Here is a 17,793-nt window from a genome sequence, read left to right as displayed (position 1 = left end):
CGCCGCCTGCGCACGGAACCGCATCGCCCCGGTTGCCAGCACCGCCCCACCCGGCTATGGAAGCGCCAGCCGCGGATTGGGGCGTCGCCAAGCGGTAAGGCAGCGGTTTTTGGTACCGCCATTCCCAGGTTCGAATCCTGGCGCCCCAGCCACCTTTTCACCTAACCCATTCAGATCGCTCACGTTCTCGCGCAGGCGCCCTGCGGAGTGAGCCGGTTGCTACATTCCGCTGCTACACAGGCCGCCCGCCCGGGCGGCGAGGGAGCGGAGTGGGGTCCATCGCCAACGTCGTCCTCCGGGGACGAATCTTCCACTTTCGACGCCGCGTGCCGGACACGCTCAGACCCAGGCTCCGCCTGAAGGAACTGGTGCGCAGCCTCGCGACCACCGACCTTCGTGCTGCCAAGGCGAGAGCCTGTCGGATATACCTCGCCTCAGAGACCTTATTCACGGCTCTGTGCGCGACACCGATGCTGACCGACGACCAACTCGCCCGCCTCGTGCAGGACTTCTATGGAACGATCCTCGACGGGGACGGACACGGACGACTGACGCACGCAGCGATCACCGCCGACATGCGGGAGCGGCGCGTCGCCCAGTACGAGTCGATGGCGGCGCAGGCACGCGACGCTCTCGCGTGCAACCGGCTGGAGGAGGCGGGCTTCGTCACGGTCGCCATGCTCCGCAAGCAGGGCATCGCGGCGACCGACCTCGAACCGCGTGCAGTCGCGCAGGCACGGCAGGCGATGCTGCGGGCGGGCATCGACGTCGCGGAAGCGCTCAAGGCCCGTTACGAGGGCGACTTCAACTTCGAGCCCCGCGACCGCCTTCTCAAGACGCAGCTGGCGGCACTCGACGAGGCTCCGAAGGCCCCGCCCACGGAGAGCACTGCGGCACCCCGCCCAGCCGACAAGGAGGCGGTGCCGCCGCACGCCCCCGAGCTTTTTTCCGCAGTCGCCGCCGTATTCCGAAACACACAAGCCGCCACCAATACCTGGGACAACCAGACCGCGTCCCAAGCGGGGGCAACCTTCCGTCTGTTCGTCGACATCTGTGGAGACCGCCCCCTCGCCGCCTACACCCGCAAGGACGCCGGCCACTTCCGCAGCCTCGTCGAGCGGCTGCCGAACGACTACGGCAAACACCCCCGCTACCGACACCTCACGGTGGACGAGATCCTGGCGGCACACGAGGCACTGCCCGACAAACAGCACACACAGCCGATCACCCAGCGGACCGTGAAGCGGCACTTCTCGGCCCTGTCGGCGCTCTGGACGGCCGCGGTCGCGAGAGACGAGGCGGCAGCGAACATTTTCCTGGGCTTCCGCTTCAGCAATACCCGCAAGGCGAGCGAGCAACGCGCCATGTGGGAGCGGGACGAGCTCGCCCGCCTCTTCGCAACGCCAATCTGGACAGGCTGCGCCTCCCCCGGCCGGCGAACCACACCGGGCACACTCATCCTACGCGACGAGAAATTCTGGCTGCCCCTGATCGCCGTGTTCACTGGCATGCGCCAGGAAGAAATCTGCCAGCTGCATGCCGAGGACATCCGGCAGGACGAGGGCATCTGGTTCATCGACATCAACGACCGGCCCCCACGAAAACTCAAGAACGCGACGGCGGTCCGGCGCGTACCGATCCACTCGCAGCTGATCCGTCTGGGCTTCCTCGCGCATGTCGAAGCGCAGCGCCGCCGCCGGCAAGACCGCATCTTTCCCACCCTGGAACCCGGAGGGGCCGATGGTCGACTGGGCCACGCCTTCACCAAGTGGTTCACCCGCTATCGACGCGACGTGAAGCTCTACCGGCAGGGTCTCGACTTCCACTCGTTCCGGCACACGGCGACGACGCTGATGCACCAAGCGGGCACCGCAACCGCCGTCATCGACCACGTGACCGGGCACGTCACGCCGGGTGAGACGGCCCGGTACACCAAGCGTTCGTCGTTATCCCAGCTTCAAGCGGCAATAGAGTCGATCGCCATCGGGGTCGATCTTACGCAGCTCCACACAACAAAGTCTGCGTAACGAGCATCCTGACGTCCCAGCGCAGCAACACCTTCAAGCCCCCTGTCTGCGCAAAGAAATCTCCTCGCTCTACGTTAGCCTCTGCGCCCGCCCCGCAGTGGTTTAGGCGGCGCCTCATCATCAGCAGGGGTGACGAACAACTCGCTCAAGGGTACAGAGAGCGCCTCGGCAATCTTGTCGAGCAGGTCGACCGTCGGGTTCTCGACCTGCCGCTCCAAGCCGCCAAGATACGCGCGGTCCACGCCCGCATCGGCAGCCAGTCGCTCCTGGCTAAGCCCTTGTGCCACGCGTACGCGGCGCAGGTTCCACGCGACCAAAGCTCGTCCCTTCATAAACGAGGACCAGCGGCCAGCGAGGGCTATCAAACCACTGGCTATAGCCACAGGGAACGGCTACGGTTGTCTCGCGGCGAGGAAGACCGCGCGGGGCAGGCAGGGTCACGATGCGGGTGCGCATTCACCGCGGCACGCGCGAGATCGGCGGCACCTGCGTCGAACTCGCCCACGATGGCGCCCGGCTCCTGCTCGACCTCGGCCTGCCACTCGACGCCACGGCAAACGACGCGACCTGTCACCCACCGGTCGAAGGACTCGACGGCAGCGGCGATCTCCTCGCGCTCATCCTCAGCCACGGCCACCGCGACCATGTCGGGCTGAGCTACCTCGCCGGACCTGAGCTGCCAGTAGCGCTCGGCGCGGCGACCCTCCGCATCCTCCAGGCAGCCGCCACCTTCGTGCCCGATACCTGGGTACCGCCCAACACGGTGACCTTCGGCCACGGCCAGTCCCTCACCTTCGGCCCCTTCACCGTCACGCCGATTCTCGTCGACCACTCCGCCTTCGATGCCTACGCACTCCTCGTCGAAGCCGGCGGGCAGCGGCTGCTCTATTCTGGCGACCTGCGCGCGCACGGACGCAAGGGCGCCCTCTTCGAGCGTCTGGTCCGCAGCCCACCGCGCGCCATCGACGCCCTCCTCATGGAAGGATCCAGCCTCGGCCGCCTCGACGCCGAGCGGCTTTTCCCTACCGAGGATGAGATCGAGGACCGCTTCGCTGCGCGGTTCCGCGAGATGACGGGCCTGGCTCTCGTGGCGGCCTCCGCCCAGAACATCGACCGCGTCGTCTCGCTCTACCGTGCCTGCAAGCGCACCGACCGTACGTTGATCCTCGACCTCTACGCCGCCGAGATCCTGGCCGCGACCGGCCACCCCAGCATCCCGCAATCCGGCTGGCCGGGCGTGGCGGTCTTCGTCCCGCACCACCAGCGCGTGCGCATCAAGCGCACCGGCCGCTTCGATCTGCTCACGCGGCACGGCCACCAGCGCATCTACGCGGAGCACCTCGCGGCGCTCGCGCCCCAGGCGGCCCTGCTGTTCCGGCACTCCCTGCTGCCAGACCTCGACCGGGCCGTCTGCCTCGCGGGCGCCGAGGCGATCTGGTCACAGTGGGACGGCTACCTCCGACAGCCCCGCGGACAGGCGCTCGCCGCCGACCTCGCTGCCCGCGAAATCCCGCTGACCCACGCCCACACCTCGGGCCATGCCAGCATCCCGGACCTCAAGCGTCTGGCGGCGGCGATCGCGCCCCGGCGGCTCGTGCCGATTCACACCTTTGAGCCGCAGGGCTTCCCAGCGCTGTTCGGCGCCAGCGTTGACATCAAGGAGGACGGACAGTGGTGGGACACGACGGCATGAGCGAGACAACACCCTATCGGGTCCTGGGCGAGCCCTTCCTCGCGGCGCTCGAAGCCCTCGCGACCGCGCCGCATGGCGGCTGGTGGGCGGACGCCCTCGCCGACTCGGACCTGCTGCTGGCAGTGCGCGACCGCTCGCTCAACGTCTACTATCGCGGCGCGTCGCTGTTCCGCATCACCCCGGCGGGCGCGGGCGTCTCGGCTGAGACGCACGTGAAGTACCTCGTGCGCCAGCGTCAAGCGCTGACCCGGCTCGGCCAGGACGGGGGCTTCGCGCTCGACCCAGGCACGGCGGTGTGGACGCGCTACGAGGGGCCCGGCACGCTGGCCGAGATGAAGCGGGCCGCTGCCGCACTCTCCGGCCTGGAGAAGGCGGGCGTGCACGCGCTGGTGAAGGCCAGCCCGAACGTCGTCGATGTCGAGATCGCGCTGACCGGCGCACCGATGGAGGCTGCGCCCACCGAACGGGAGGACGCGGAAGCAGACGCCATGCTCCTGGCGCCGGACACTGAAGCCTCGGCAACTCCAACTCCGGCTCAGACCCGCCAGGATCGGCTCGACGCCGCGAGCCTGGAGGAGCGGGGCGCGGCCAACGAGGCGTGGCTGGTGTTCCACGAGGCCAAGCTCGCTGCGAACCCTAGCCTTCGTTCGACGACTATCCCGGCGATCGTCACGCAGCTCGCGCGCTACCGCGCGACGCTGACTGAGCAGGCGGAACGGCTCGCAGAGAGCTGCCCAACCCTGTGCCGCGACCTCGTCCGCCTCGATGCCCTGCGCCGGGCGGTGCGTGCCGCCCGCGGCCTCGCCGCCGTGCCGACCCTCGATCCACTCGTGGACGAGGTCGCCCGCGGCGCGCGCCTGCTCCGGGTCGACACCGAGCCGCGTCTCGTGGTGTTCGGCTTCGATGCCGACCAGCGTGACGGCGCACTGAAGGCGGTGATCGACGAACTGCGCGGCCAGCACAGGCTACAGGTCTATGCGGTCGGCCGGCCCAGCGGGCGCACGACGGCTGCCTTCCGCCCCACCGACGCGGTCTGACGGCACCCGCCCAGATAGAGTGCGACCGCCGGCCGCGGCAGGAATCTGCGTCCGGCGGTAAATTCCGAGGGGGGTCAACGGGAATACATATCCTCGGCTCTGCCGGAGCCTCCGCGAGACCACTTCGTCATGTCCAGTCCATTCCCGTCATCCGCCCTGCGCACCGCCCTCCGGGCCGGTATTCTCACCGGCCTCTGCCTCGGCGCCCACGCCGCCTGCGCCCGCGAGCCCGCGCCCGGCCGCAGTGCGCTGACCCGCTACCTCGGCTCCTGGGCGCCGACCAAGCAAGCCTGCGGCGTGCTAGACAAAGGGGCGAGCGAGCGCCTGACGCTCACAGCCGAGGACGACGGCTTCTACCTCTACGACGATCGCGCTGGCGACATCTCCTGCCGCATCGAAAAACAGCGGCACTACCCCGACGGCGTCAACCTCGACACGGTCTGCGGCCGCGGCCAAGAGCCGCCGTACAACTTCCGCACGGACTACTCCTTCCGCCTGACGCCGACCCGCACGCTGATGGTGACGAACAGCTTCGTCGACCGCAAGCCCGAGGTGGTCGAGTACGTCCGCTGCGTAAAGGCGGACCTGCCGGACCCGAGCGCGCAAGTGCAGCGCGCGGCCGCGACGACGAGCCAGTACGTGTTGCCCCCGTTGGCCGGCGGCGAGTTCTACGAGGGGCACGCCTACCCGGCGGACTACGAGGAGCGCCGCGCGGAGTTGTTGGGTGCGAAGGCGAAGCCGCTCGCACGCCGCACGCACGAAGTCTGCACGCAGCCTTTCTGCAAGAAGTACCCCGAGATCCGCGCCTGCTACGCCGATTACTGCGTCGGCCGCTGGGAGCGCGCGGACGGCGCGACGCTGGACTACGTCGTCAAGCCGGAGACGCTCGAGGTCCTAAAGATCGTCTGCCGCGACACCTGCAGCGCGGACGAGATTCGCCCGCACGTCCGGTAAAATGCCCGCGCGCCAACGACCCGGCAGCTGGAGAAGCTAAGCCATGCAACTAGCAGGTAGATGCCGGCTGGAGCACTCCGACAACGCGGGACCTACCGCACCGAGCGTCGGCATCTTCTGGGGCGTGCCGGACGGCGGACGCACCGTGCTGGTCACCGACCGCACGCCCATGACCGAAGCGGAGATCTACGGCGACTGCCTCACCCACCCGCGCGGGCACCACGAGGTCTGGGAAGCATGGCGCAAGCTCGGAGCCACGGCGCTGCGCCGCCGTGGCCTGCCGCCGACCATCGTGAATCACGAGTATGAGGCGTTCCCGCGCGGGCGGGTAGTCTACATGCGCGAACCGGCGCTTTTCACTCTCTACGCCGACCGGCACCTGCAACGGCCGGAGACGGTCACCAACATCCTCCGGCTTTTCGGCCTCGCCGGCGAGCGACACACGGTGCGCTCAGACGCGCACTATCGGACCCGGGACGGAGGGCAGTTCACATGACCGCCAGCTCTGCAGACATCGAGGCGCTACTGGTCGATGTCAACGACCTCAGCAACCCGACGCCCGGCATGCTGCCGGCCATCTTTCGCGACATCATCGGGGGTCTCGATGCGGCTGGTCTCAGCTACGCCGTGGTCGGTCGCATCGCCCTGGCGCTTCATGAGCAGGCCCGCTCCGTACGCGAGATTGAGATCGTCGTAGCTCTCGATGCAGACGAGCACGAACGCATCGCGGTCCTCACACGAGCGACCCAGGAACGATTCGCGGCACACATGGACCCGCGGACGTGCGAGCATCCCATCGTCCTGACACTGAGGCCCAGCACCTGTTCAGTCGAGACACAGCTGCTGGCTGAGGCGATCACCTGCCCGTGGTTCGGCGTCCAAGCACGGCTGGCAAGCGCAGAGCACCTGCTTTGGCTGTGGTGCCACACCGAGGCTCCCGACCATGCCATGAACGCCAGTGCGCTCATCGTGGGCGGCACGGTCGACCTCTACTGCGTACGGAGTCTGCTTCGCGAGACGGACGACGTTGAGGAGAGCAGCCAGCGGCGGCTGCGGCTGGCAATCGGGGACGCAGTCCTGTCGGCGACGTCCTCGTTCAGCGGGTTCATGGCGGAGCGGCGCATCCGGCTCGACCCGAACCGCGTACCAATCTGGCGCCTGCGACAGGCGGAGAACGTCGACGGCGATGACCGCTGAGAGCACGGTCAACCGCAAAGCTACGGGTCCGTAGCGCTGCGAAGGGCGACCACCTCTATGGCTGCCTTGCGGCTGTCGCGACGACTACATCACAGCGAAAATCACCCCCGCCGGCGGCAGGCGAGGTAGCTGGGCAGGCCGGCCTCATTGTCTACGGCGCTTCCACCGGCCATCCTCGGCAGGGTGGCCCCCAATCCCAGCGCCCTTTCCACCCTGCTCGTGCGGCCAGCTGCACCCGAGATCCACACCAGTCCGACCTCAGCTCCGACTACCCGACACAGAACATCGCGGTTTCCCCACCGAAACAGACAGCGCCAAGTGTTTGAAACTTGGCACTTCTCGACGGCTCGTTTCTGCCGACATGCAGCCTCGACAGCACCTGACGACCTCCAGCTCGGCCCGACGCCAAGGTGCCGGCTAGAGGCGACGAATTCGCTCTAGTTGCGGCTGCAGTTCCATAAGAGTAGCGATCGGAAGCACATTCGTGAGGGTGCTCATCAGCGGCGCCACGATGACCCGCGCTTCGGGCCAGCAGGCGACGAACGAAGCGGCTAGGTCGGCGAAGATCGCGAGCCGCCCGTCGGCGGCATCTGTGAGCGTCCACGCGACTTCCAGCAGGGAATGGATATGCCGGTCGGCGGGTGTATCCGCACCGTCGTCGGTCCGCACACCTAACTGCGCACCACGATGCCGAATTCCCAGGAGCTTCGCGGTCTCCTTCGCTCTCGCGACCGTCGGTCCGGCTTCGCTGCCGCATGCGTCAACAAGGGCGGCCTCGGTACGCAGGCTGCCAAGCGTCTCCTGCTCGGCGATCACCTCGCAGGAAATCTCGGCGCGCATCCTGGTCAAGAGGTCGACAGCGAACGAGGGATCGAGAGCGTCTACGCCAATCAACACAAGGAGAAGGCCTGCAACGTCACTACCCAAGTTCTGCGCGAGCTCTCCGGCGACGAGTTCGACCCTGCGCCGCCGGTCAAGGCCGGTAAGATTCTCCGGACCGAACGCGTCCAGATGCTGGGCAAGGATCGGGAGTGGATCGGCATCCAACCAGCTCCAGCCGGGGCGGCCCAGCCCGAGCAGTTCCGGTGCCGCATATGGTCCGTCTGGGCTCGCGCACAGGGCTCGGAGGCGTTCGCGCTCCTCGCTGGAAGGGCCTTCGTCGGGTCGTAACCCCACAAGCACATCGCCGAGGATCACGCCTGCCAACGCGCGTGTCGAGAGGCGCTGACCCCGTTCGGCGAGGCTCGGCGAGCGCTTCGACCTCCTGAGGAGATCGCTAGGTACCAGTTCGCTCCTTTCTTCGAACACCTGCGCGGTTCCGGCGCGGTCGACTTCCGCAGCGAGCAACGTGGCAGCCAGAAGATCCGCATAGATCCATGCGAGCGCCGCGCGGTCTTCGGAGGTAAGTGGCTGCCAGTCGCCTCGGCGTGCAGTCTCCCGAACCACCCAGCGCAGCACCGCACAGAACAGCGCCGACCCGTCCTCCAGAGCTTCGGCCAGTAGTGCGAGGTGTCGCCCAACCGCACCCGCGCGACCCGCCCCGTGAACGACGAGGGCTCGCGCCGCCAATCGCGCTCTGAGCGGCGTCGAGTAGAAGCTCCCAACGATCTCCTCGGGCTCGGCCTCCAGCCAGCGCGCCAGTGCGGCCATGAACGTATCCGGGAGGGGCGCGACCAGGCCAGCTAGGCGCGCGGCAGCGAACTCAACCGGCAGTTCCTCCAAGAGGCGGGATACTGCCACGTCGGCTGCGTCGACCGATGATGGCCCGTCGCGCCCCGGGTCCAGGCGTAGGTGGTCCCGGACGCTGTCTGGCGATGGCGGCTCAAGCAGGGACCAGTCCATCGCGGTCTGGTCGCGCAGACACGCTCCGATCTTCCGCAGGCGCCAGACCAGGCTCGCTTCCCGCACGCGCTCGAAGGCTGCCATACGCCGGATTACGTCCCGTTCTCGGACGATGGAGGCGGCGATCTGCCGTCGGCGTTCCGGGGTCCCGTCCAGCCAATCCACATCACGGTCAAGCGTCAGCCTACGGACTTCTTCGTCGGGGTGAGCGAGGGCCACGGTGGGATCCCGTAGTTCTAGTTCGGCTTCCCCTGGCTCGACGATGATGCGCGGCAGACCATCATCCGCTACACGAGACCGGACGACCGCCTCACCGTTCGGCTCGTCCAGCACGAGGCGAGCTTCTCCATCGGCAAGGGCGCGTTCGATGGCCGGCCAGAGGCGCTCGACGGGCAAGGCGAAAGGTCCGATCTCGGCCCTCTGCGTAACGAACGCGCCGAAGGTATCGGTGAAGCCCGGCTCCGACGCGAGTCGTTCGAGCCACTCCACGGGAAGTTGGACGAGAACCAGTCTAAGAACAGCCAAGATGGCAGATCGGGCGCGTTCTTCCCCAACGCCTTCTACCATAGCGGGCACGGGGGCTGCCGCCTGGCGTGCCCAAGCGGCGAGTGCTCTAACGATAGCCTTGGAGTTGCCCTCATGCGCCTCCGCAAAGGGCTGGATGACAGCCGCGAGCACGAAGCGGACGTAGTCACTGACGAGGTCTTGCCATACCTCCCAACGTGCCGGCCCCGCTGCGTCGCCTGCCACGGATGCCACAGGAATGAAAGCCGCCTGGACGATGAGCCACGCGCACGACTGCAGACGGAAATGCTCGAGGGTTTCGGGTGCACGCTCGGCGAGCGATCCGACGACCGCAGTCTCAATGCGCAGGTTCGTGAGGACCCATGCCGCAGCGGCGTGCCGGCGTCGACGATCGCCCGGGAACCGGGACCATAGCTTCGGCAGCGTGCGGTGCCAGAGTCCGAATAGATGGGCGACAATGCCGGAATCGTCGACGCGGCCGTCCGGGCGACGGAGCCCAGCATTGACGGACGCATGGGCGAGGTACTCGATCTGGAGCGCGAGGTGGCGTCGGATAGTCGTGAGCGCCTCGGTTTCTACCACTCGGCTGTCCTCGACAGGCGCCGCAGCGAGAGCGGTCGTGACCTCCTCCTCTTGGAAGGGAAGGAAAGCGTAGCCCAGACGCCGAAGCGTCCCGCAGCGGAGGAGAAAATCCGCGTCCGTCAGTCGTCCCGACCGCTGGAGTGCGGCGAGCACCTCGACGACGGTGACGATGGCCGTACGGTTCTCGGTCGCGCTGAATCCCGAGACGACACGATCCTCGACCCAGGCTGTCGGGATGCGCCCATCGTTCCCGTCATCCCGCCGCGGCGTTAGGAGTTCACGCAGACAGCGCTCCGGCGCCGAGCAGTGGTCAACACCGTCTGGACCGACCTGTTGCGGGACGAACGACCACGCCCTCCGGCCGAGATGATCGGCCACGCGTTCGCGCAGGCGGGCGATCCGCTCGGCGCAAGCCCGGGCCTTTCCGTGGTTCGCCACCGCGCGCGCGAGCGTGTCCGCCTCAGCACGGCGCACAGCTAGCCCGAAGTGATGCGAGACGGAATCGAGGCAACCCGCGGTCTCGAGTTGGACGAGGTGGCTCGCGTGAACAACGACGGACATGCCTGGGTCGAGAAGGCGAGGATCGCCGGGAGGGTGTTCGTTCCCGAGCAACCCGTCGATGCGATCCCGCGGAAGACCGCACCGGTCCCGCAGGGTCGCAGCCAAGTCCGCGAAGCGAGGTCCTGCCGATGGGTCGTTTCGCTCACGCACGACCCGTCGCGAACCAAAATCGTCGTCCGGCACTGTCGCGATGCGCCCCTCGCGGACAGCCGCGTTCACCACTGCTTCGGCGTCCCGCACGTGCGGCTGGATGGGTCGGACTGCATCCTCAAGGATCCGAAGCGCCTCCGGGACACTCGGCGGCAGCAGAATAGCTGCCGAGGCCTGGGTTACGACGTCGAGCAGATCGAGGGCGTCGGCCAGGAGCAGCGCCGTGAGGTCGAGCGTCAGCGACCACGCACTAATACCGCTGCTATCCTCGAGCGACGCGTCCGGCCTACCCGGGCGCACCAGCAGCGGCGCGAACGCCTCCTGGTTCAAGTCCCGCCGCCCATCGAAAAGCGTGGCAATGACGTCGGGACGGATTTCGCCGAATGCGATATGGATCGGGACAGCGGCGTCGAGCCACAGCCTCCAGGCCTCTTCAAAGGTCCTGGCCGCGTCGTGTATTGCGGCTGCCGCGCTCTCGGCGTCGAGGACGCGAATGACGGCTTGTTCGTCCGGCTCGGCGGCGAGTCGTCGGAAGGCTGGTCCGAACACGTCGCGCGCGAGATCATCAGCCCGGATGTCGAGAGCGAGCCGCATGCCCTCTGCGACGACGCCAGGATCCAGTAGATCGCGACCAGCGCGCTGGAGCAGGCGGCGCGCCAAGTCGGGATCGTGGCCGCGGATGTCCCGCGCGAACACAATCGCCTCCCTCGCAGGCAGAAGCTCGACGTCCCCGAGCCGTCGGAGCTGTGAGGCGGCGCCGCGGACGTCCCCGATCTGATGATGAAGTACCGCTAGGTCCCGCATCGCTTCAGCCGCATCCCCGCGGTCGACCGCGACGGCGGCCCTGGCGTAAGCGAGCGCACCTCCGGGATCGCCAAGCCGCAAAGCCGCCTCGGACTGCAGGCGGATCAGCGGATGGGGTAGACGACCACCAACGAACACGGCCGCTCCATCGCGCAGCGTGTCCAAGGTCTGACGCCAGTCACCGATAAAGAACGCGGCCCGCGCGACGAGCGTGACACCCCGCGCTGTGCCGAAGCCCAACAACTGGGGGGCAAGCTTCAAGACCGCGGCATGCCGTCCGGCCCGCGCAAGAACCTCAGCCAACTGCGCGACGATCCGACCATCGGTCCCAGCTTCCGTCAGGCGCTCTCCCAGGTTGCCTGCCGCCACTTCGTCGCCGGCCAGCGCATCCCCAAACAGTCGTTCGAGCTCTGGCGGCAGCGGCAGTCGGTTTTGCCCACCCGCTTTCGCGCGCCCAATCTGCTCGACCCAGAACCGCACGAGCGCGCGGTCGTTCGCGCCAGGGAACCGCCCACCTTCCTCCTCAAGCAGACGCTCAGCCCGGTCCAGTCGGCCGAGCGACACCTCTAGACCAGCGAGCACCGCGAGGTGGGAGGCCGTCCCTCGGTCCGCTGCAACGAGATCGCGGTACGAGCGACGGATCCTGTCGGAGTTGACCTCGTACCCACGTGCGAGCGCCCAGGCCACGGCGCCGGGATGGGGATTAGCCCGCGAGAGGAGGCGACGCGACAGCATCTCAGCCTGTTCGCCCCGCGTAGGGTCAGACGATATCGCAGCGAGGTGCCAGACTTCGAGATCGCCACGCTCCGAGGCGTCGACGCTTCCAGCCAGTTCCGAGAAGCGGCGCGCCGCTTCGTCGAGGTGACCCAGGGATGCGGCATCCTGGCGGAAGAGCGACCGGTCGACCGGATTGGGAAAGGCGCCGAGGTCTGGCACGACGCCGTTCGCGAGAGCGGCGTTGAAGTGGGCAACAGCCTCCGCCCAGGCGACACCCGCGTCGTCCAGGGTGATCGAGGAGCGAGCGCGTGCCGAGACATCCAAAGCAGTCTGTGGCTGTCGTTCAAGCACCCACGCGAGCACCGTGAGGCGCACAGCCTCCGCGTCAACAGGAGCGGCGGAGACGGGATCGTCGGTTCCGAGGACTGACAGCGCCTCGGTCGACCGACCGACTTCGATCAGGATGGCCGCCCGCGTGTGCCGCTCCGCCTCGTTTACCGGGTCTGCGAGCAGCCGAAGGGCCTCTTCCGACCGCTCTTCAGATCGCAGGAGGAGTGCTTCGAGCGCGCGGTCCTCCGGCTCGTGGAAAGCGGCGGCATCGTCAGCATGCCGCCGCGCGCTCGATCGATCGTTGTGCGCGAGGGCTCGCGCCGCAGCCAAACGAAGGATTCTGGCCTTGTCGCCGTCAGGAAGTGCGTCCCACTGGACAGCGTCGGTGCGGATCCGGCCCAAAAACGCATCGAGCGCCGCGGCGCGCCCCCGACGTGACTCGTCCATCGCCATCTTGAGTTCGCGCCTTGCCCCCTCGGCCAACCGCTCGGCGAGGGCTGCAAGCTTCGACATGTTCGGGATGGCGCCGGGAACGTTCCCGTGCTGCTGGCCGCTCGCGCCCGCGAGCGGGGGAGACGGGGCGGGGCGGTAGCGCCGACTCCACAAATCCGCTCGACCCAGGCCGGATGAAGGTAGTTCTCGACCAGATCCCGACGTGTCCGCAGCAACCGCACGATCTCTTTGCGGTCCCATGCCTCGTAGGCGATCGCGTGCTCGGCGAAGAGCTTCGTGTCGTCCGTGATCTGCGCGTTGACCTGATCGCCCCTGAGTTCGTCTGCACACGCCAGAATGAAGCGCTCGACACCCTTCGCCGCCCAATGGCCGCCGAGGTGCTTCAGGAAGTCGTTACTCCAGCGACCAATCCTGGCTTTCGTCGGCCCCCGCTCACGCTTCGCCGAGAGGACGACAAACGGCTTCTGCGCAGCCGAGTAGCCTTCGACGTCAACGCCGAACTGCGGATTCCCACGGCGGTTCTTCTATACGGCCCGCGTAACGCCCTCAAGCGATCTTACCAATTCCTCGCACAACTCCTCGAAGTCGTACTCGGAGAGTTCGAACAGGTCAGGCCACCGATGTACCGGGGAAGAGGGAGGCAAGCGTTCAGCCAGTGGCACGCCGGGCTCAGCAGCCGGTCTATTCCTGATCCTGGCCAAATCTTACCTCTGTCGAACTTCCCTTCCCTCGAACGTACTGGCGAGGAGGGGTAGGATCCACGCTCGCACGGTCAGAGCCTGTAGACAACCTATCCGACCACCAGAGCGCGAGAACATCCCACAGTCGATCCATCTGATGCCGCCAGCTGCACACTCGCAAGTCAACACGTGGGAATCGGCCTTCAACCACTGGCGCTTTGACGCACGGCACCAAGTGCATCCCAATAGTCGAACGTACTATCTTCCCCGAAACAACAGCTAGACCGGGGGCGATACGACACAGCCGGTCGGATGGCGACGGCGCATGACGTGCGCCAGCCACCCCTACGCCGACACCGCCAGCACACCTGCGGTGCCGCCGAAGACGACGAAGGTGGCAGCAACCCCCACCGCTTCCTGGCCGAGCAGCTCCTCAATCGGCGACCGCGCCAAAGCATCCGCATGGACCACACTGAGCATCGGTTGCCTTGTACAAATTCGCGCCGCACCCCCTCCTAAGTCGTTCATTCTGCTGCTCCTAACGGGAACCCCGGTCCAGCCGCATCCCGTGGCTGTGACCCAGGACCACCCCGATGGACATCGCCGCCGCCCTGCCACACACCACCGCCGACGACATCACCCCGCTCGCGACCGCCGCCCAGGCGCTCCTCGACCCCAGCGGCCTCGGCCCGATCGACCGCGTGCCCCTCATCCCCGAGGCGGCCCGCCGCCGACATCACGTCTTCGTGCCCGCCGACCACCGCTTCAAGGCCGCCGCCCGCTTCCTCCAGGCACTCTGGCGCGAGGACCGCGGCCTCGCGATGGGCACCCACGTCAACCGCCGCGAGCCGCACCGCCCCCGCCGCCTCGGCTCACGCATCTCGACCGCGGCCGGCGCGCTCGGCGTCAACTTCCTTCATCCCGACATCGTCCCGGTCGTCACGCGCGCGCTCGCCTACCGCGAGCCGGGCGCGGCCTACGACATCGACCGCCTCAAGACCAACCTGCTTTCCTCGCAGCCGCTAGCCTTCAACTTGTTCGGCCTGCTCGCCCGCGACCCGCAACTCGCCACCCGCTTCGTCACGGAGTTCCTGCCGGGGACGCTGACGGAGGTCATGGACGTGCTGTTCGAGCACAGCCCGGGCCGCGGCGACCCGCGTTTCACGGCCGACCGCACCGCCTACGACGTCGTCTTGCGCGGCCGGGACGCGACCGGCGCAAGCAGCCTGATCTGCATCGAGATCAAGTACAGCGAGCCCGGCCACGAGCCCGCGCCCCCACCCCACCCGCGGCACACACAGATCGCGCACGCCACCCCGAGCCTGTTCGTGGACCCCGACGCCCCGACCCTGACGAGCGCCACCTGTCAGCAGTTCTTCCGCCAGCACTGCCTCGCGAGCGCGATGCTCACGGCCGGGCTCGCGGACACAGCGACCCTGGTCTTCATCGCCCCCGCCCACAACCAGTCCGCGCACACCGCAGCAGCGACTTACCGGCGCCACCTCACGGACCCCCAGACGGGCACAGTACCGTTCGTGCCCACGACGCTGGAGCACGCATTCGCGGCTATGGCGACCGCCGGTCTCCCAGACCACGCCCGCGCCCTTCACCGCCGCTACACCGACTGGTGGCTCGTCGACGGCGAACTCGACCTCGCCGCAGCAGCGGCGGTGGCTGCATCGACCTCTCACACCTTCACGCTGCCGTCGCCTGCAGTACTGACTAAAGCTCGCGGCCCTGTGGGCAAGGCCTCACCATCAAACGGAGGCACGGCGGTTCGTACGCCTCACGGGCCGTACCGCGCTCGCACCACAACGTCGGCGGCGGACATCGCTGCCTGACAGCCCTTTGGCTTATGTAAGCAAGCCGTCGGAACCGACCGCATTTATCACTACTCTCTCCCCGACGCGCGCGCCGTGTCGGGGCACCTCACAAGACGATGCCCACCGACCTACCACCAACAGACGCCTTTGTGCGGACTGGCCGCCCCCCCTCTGCCGGCAGCACAGCCGTGCAGGCGGATCACGCTGACGCGCCGCCGATGCGGTCTCACAGACACGAACACCACGCAGTCTGTCTGTGTGTACGGCCGCGATGCTCAAAACTATATAACAGTAGTTGCCCCGCAAACCTAAGTGCAAGGCGGCAATTAACTGTCACAATGGAGCTGTCTCGTGAGCAAAGATCCCATAATATCGCTGGCCAAGATCGCCAAAAAGATCAAGGTGCGTGACCACTACCTGGCCTGCCGCCTGGAGACCAAAGCCGACGACGCATACCGCGCGTGGCGCGACCCGAACTCCTTCCTGCGCTGGTTCGTACCGCCAGAGCTGAGTGTCGTCTCCTACGAGCACGACGACGCCATGAACAAGATCGTCCTTGAGAACAATCTCGGGGACGAGATCGGATACCGGCTTCGCTACAACCGCGACAAGCCAAACTCCATCATCCAGCTCAGTGTCGGCCTATACTTCGACGACCAGCGCGAAGGCGAAAACGAGGCCAGCTTCACCGTCAAGTTCGACGAACTCAGCGAGCTGTGCGATATGCTCGGCGAAGAGACAAAGGTCACGTTCGTCCAGCTGCTCATCCGCCACCCCACTGTCTCGGCGTGGTACAGCGCTGACGGCTGCGGTCTTCACAAGCAATGGACGTCCGCATTTGAGCGTTACGTCGCGCGCGCCGAAGCGCGCTGACTCCAAGGCGGGGCGAGTCCATGCGCGACTCGCCCCGCGCTCAATGGTTGTCTACGGCGTGGCCGACTATCGCGACGCGACTTTCGCTGAAGAGCGAGCCCCCGTGACCGACGCCGCTCCCGGTAAGGTCAAGCATCACGCTGCCAACCAGATCACCATGCGGGAGGACATGGTCGGGGCGTACCTCGAACGCGGCTTTCTGCTGCGCATGCGCGGCGAACGGGACGGGCAAGTCAACCTGATCTGGGATTGCCCCGTTTCTGTGGACGGTTATGGGGCTTGGCTGACCAGGGTGTCGGTTGCGGGTTTTGGGCGATGCTCCTGTTCGTAGACGAGGGGTGAGCGGTAGCCTAGGGCGGAGTGTCGCCGCACTGGATTGTAGAAGCCCTCGAGGTAGCTGAAGAGGGCCATGCGAGCCTCGGGCCGGGAGTGGAAGCGCCGGCGGGCGAGCAACTCGCATTCCAGGGTTGAGAAGAAGCTCTCGGCCATGGCGTCGTCGTAGGCATCACCGACCGAGCCCATCGAGGGCCGCACACCCGCCTCGCGGCAGCGACTGCCGAAGGCCAGCGACGTATATTGCGAACCCTGATCCGAGTGGTGGATCACATCTCGTGGCTTTCTCTGGCCGACGGCCATCTCGAGCGCGTCCAGCACCAGTTCAGTTCTCAGATGATCCGCCATGGACCAGCCAACGATCCGGCGGCTGAATGCATCGAGTACGATGGCCAAGTAGAGGAACCCGGCCCTCGTCGGGATGTAGGTGATGTCCGCGACCCACAGCCGGTTGGGCTCGTCAGCCGCAAAGCTGCGGTCAACCAGATCCGGGGCCGGCCGAGCCTCCTGGTCGCGCCGCGTCGTCACCGGCCCGCCGCGGCGATGGCACGCCCCGACGAGACCCGCCTGGCGCATCAGCCGGGCAATGCGCTTGCGGCTGTGGGCCTCACCCTGGTCACGCAACTCTGCCTGGACCCGTGGCGAGCCGTAGGTCTGGCGCGAGCCCAGGTGGATCGTGCGGATGCGCCGGAGCAGCACCTCGTCCGCCTGAGCCCGCGCCGAGAGGGGACGGCCGGACCAAGCGTAGTACCCGGCCTTCGAGACGCCCAGCACGCGCGCCATGACGGCGATCGGGAAGTGCGCCTGGTTCGCGCTCATGAACCGGAAGATCCCGACGGCAGAACTCCGGTCTCGCGCGCAAACCAGGCTGTCGCGCGAGAGAGGATGTCGCGCTCCAGCTTCAACTGACGGTTCTCGCGCCGCAGCCGAAGGAGTTCATCGCGCTCGCTCGCCGACAGGGCGGCCTCCACGGCAGGAGGCTTCACCTCCCGGCGGCCTTCCAGTTGGTCGGCCTCGGCCACCCAGTTGCGGATGGCTTGGGCCGACGGTTCGAACTCACGGGCGAGGTCGGTCGGATCGCGTCCGGCGCGGACCAACTCGACCATCTGGCGGCGGAACTCCGCCGGGTACGGGGGACGGGTTCTCGGCATGGCAAAAACACCTCACGCGAAAGCGTTCTCGGTGTCCACCGATCCGGGGCAATCCCAGCCG

Annotated in this window: 13 protein-coding genes and 1 tRNA gene; 10 read left to right on the top strand and 4 right to left on the bottom strand. The window is 67.3% G+C overall.

The genetic code is table 11. From position 1 onward, the window contains the following. Positions 1–77 precede the first annotated feature (77 nt). Positions 78–152, top strand: a tRNA-Gln gene (locus tag VP06_RS10330). A gap of 117 nt (positions 153–269) precedes the next feature. After that, positions 270–2,027, top strand: a complete 1,758-nt coding sequence (locus VP06_RS10325; RefSeq protein WP_048463684.1) for a site-specific integrase — start codon at positions 270–272, stop codon at positions 2,025–2,027. A gap of 74 nt (positions 2,028–2,101) precedes the next feature. Here the strand turns inward: VP06_RS10325 and VP06_RS10320 are convergent, their stop codons facing one another. Beyond that, on the bottom strand, positions 2,102–2,359 hold the full coding sequence (locus tag VP06_RS10320; protein WP_048463683.1) for a helix-turn-helix domain-containing protein: 258 nt from the start codon (positions 2,357–2,359) through the stop codon (positions 2,102–2,104). A 110-nt stretch (positions 2,360–2,469) separates the two neighbouring features. Here VP06_RS10320 and VP06_RS10315 point away from each other — a divergent pair, with 110 nt between their 5' ends. The 5 genes from VP06_RS10315 (at position 2,470) to VP06_RS10295 (ending at position 6,908) form a co-directional block, all read left to right on the top strand. Continuing rightward, positions 2,470–3,720 (top strand): MBL fold metallo-hydrolase, encoded by a 1,251-nt coding sequence (locus tag VP06_RS10315; protein WP_048463682.1) that lies wholly within the window; start codon positions 2,470–2,472, stop codon positions 3,718–3,720. Then, a complete protein-coding gene (locus VP06_RS10310) occupies positions 3,717–4,757 on the top strand; it encodes a hypothetical protein (protein ID WP_048463725.1) in 1,041 nt (346 codons plus the stop codon). Before VP06_RS10315 ends, VP06_RS10310 begins: the two co-directional genes overlap by 4 nt. 129 nt (positions 4,758–4,886) lie before the next feature. Beyond that, positions 4,887–5,711 (top strand): hypothetical protein, encoded by an 825-nt coding sequence (locus VP06_RS10305; protein WP_053081681.1) that lies wholly within the window; start codon positions 4,887–4,889, stop codon positions 5,709–5,711. Positions 5,712–5,856: 145 nt separating this feature from the next. After that, on the top strand, positions 5,857–6,207 hold the full coding sequence (locus VP06_RS10300) for a hypothetical protein (protein ID WP_245291134.1): 351 nt from the start codon (positions 5,857–5,859) through the stop codon (positions 6,205–6,207). Further along, positions 6,204–6,908, top strand: coding sequence for a hypothetical protein (locus VP06_RS10295; RefSeq protein ID WP_048463680.1), 705 nt, complete (start codon positions 6,204–6,206; stop codon positions 6,906–6,908). Before VP06_RS10300 ends, VP06_RS10295 begins: the two co-directional genes overlap by 4 nt. A gap of 417 nt (positions 6,909–7,325) precedes the next feature. Here the strand turns inward: VP06_RS10295 and VP06_RS10290 are convergent, their stop codons facing one another. Then, entirely contained in the window at positions 7,326–12,932 is a 5,607-nt protein-coding gene (locus tag VP06_RS10290) for a hypothetical protein (RefSeq protein WP_048463679.1), read from the bottom strand. Positions 12,933–13,045: 113 nt separating this feature from the next. Between VP06_RS10290 and VP06_RS36185 the strand changes: the two genes are divergently transcribed. After that, positions 13,046–13,627 carry a hypothetical protein gene (locus tag VP06_RS36185; protein WP_156295532.1) on the top strand — a complete coding sequence of 194 codons (582 nt, stop codon included), beginning with the start codon at positions 13,046–13,048 and terminating at the stop codon, positions 13,625–13,627. 270 nt (positions 13,628–13,897) lie between these two features. Here the strand turns inward: VP06_RS36185 and VP06_RS38585 are convergent, their stop codons facing one another. Further along, on the bottom strand, positions 13,898–14,032 hold the full coding sequence (locus VP06_RS38585) for a hypothetical protein (protein ID WP_280950198.1): 135 nt from the start codon (positions 14,030–14,032) through the stop codon (positions 13,898–13,900). A gap of 113 nt (positions 14,033–14,145) precedes the next feature. Between VP06_RS38585 and VP06_RS10285 the strand changes: the two genes are divergently transcribed. Together VP06_RS10285 and VP06_RS10280 are read left to right on the top strand one after the other, a co-directional pair. Continuing rightward, positions 14,146–15,393, top strand: coding sequence for a PGN_0703 family putative restriction endonuclease (locus VP06_RS10285; RefSeq protein WP_245291133.1), 1,248 nt, complete (start codon positions 14,146–14,148; stop codon positions 15,391–15,393). 333 nt (positions 15,394–15,726) lie between these two features. Further along, positions 15,727–16,248: a hypothetical protein gene (locus tag VP06_RS10280; protein WP_048463678.1), complete on the top strand. Its 522-nt coding sequence runs from the start codon at positions 15,727–15,729 to the stop codon at positions 16,246–16,248. 270 nt (positions 16,249–16,518) lie between these two features. Here VP06_RS10280 and VP06_RS10275 read toward each other — a convergent pair. Beyond that, positions 16,519–17,732 (bottom strand): IS3 family transposase gene (locus VP06_RS10275; protein ID WP_156295531.1). Its coding sequence is split into 2 segments (ribosomal slippage): positions 16,519–17,453 and positions 17,453–17,732, totalling 1,215 coding nucleotides; the frame shifts between segments, so codons are not numbered across the junction. Positions 17,733–17,793: the final 61 nt, after the last annotated feature.

Origin of the sequence: Methylobacterium aquaticum, assembly GCF_001043915.1 — a bacterium.
Classification (GTDB): Bacteria; Pseudomonadota; Alphaproteobacteria; order Rhizobiales; family Beijerinckiaceae; genus Methylobacterium; species Methylobacterium aquaticum.
The sequence above is the reverse complement of the archived record's forward strand: the minus strand, read 5'-3'. Positions and strand labels throughout refer to the sequence as shown.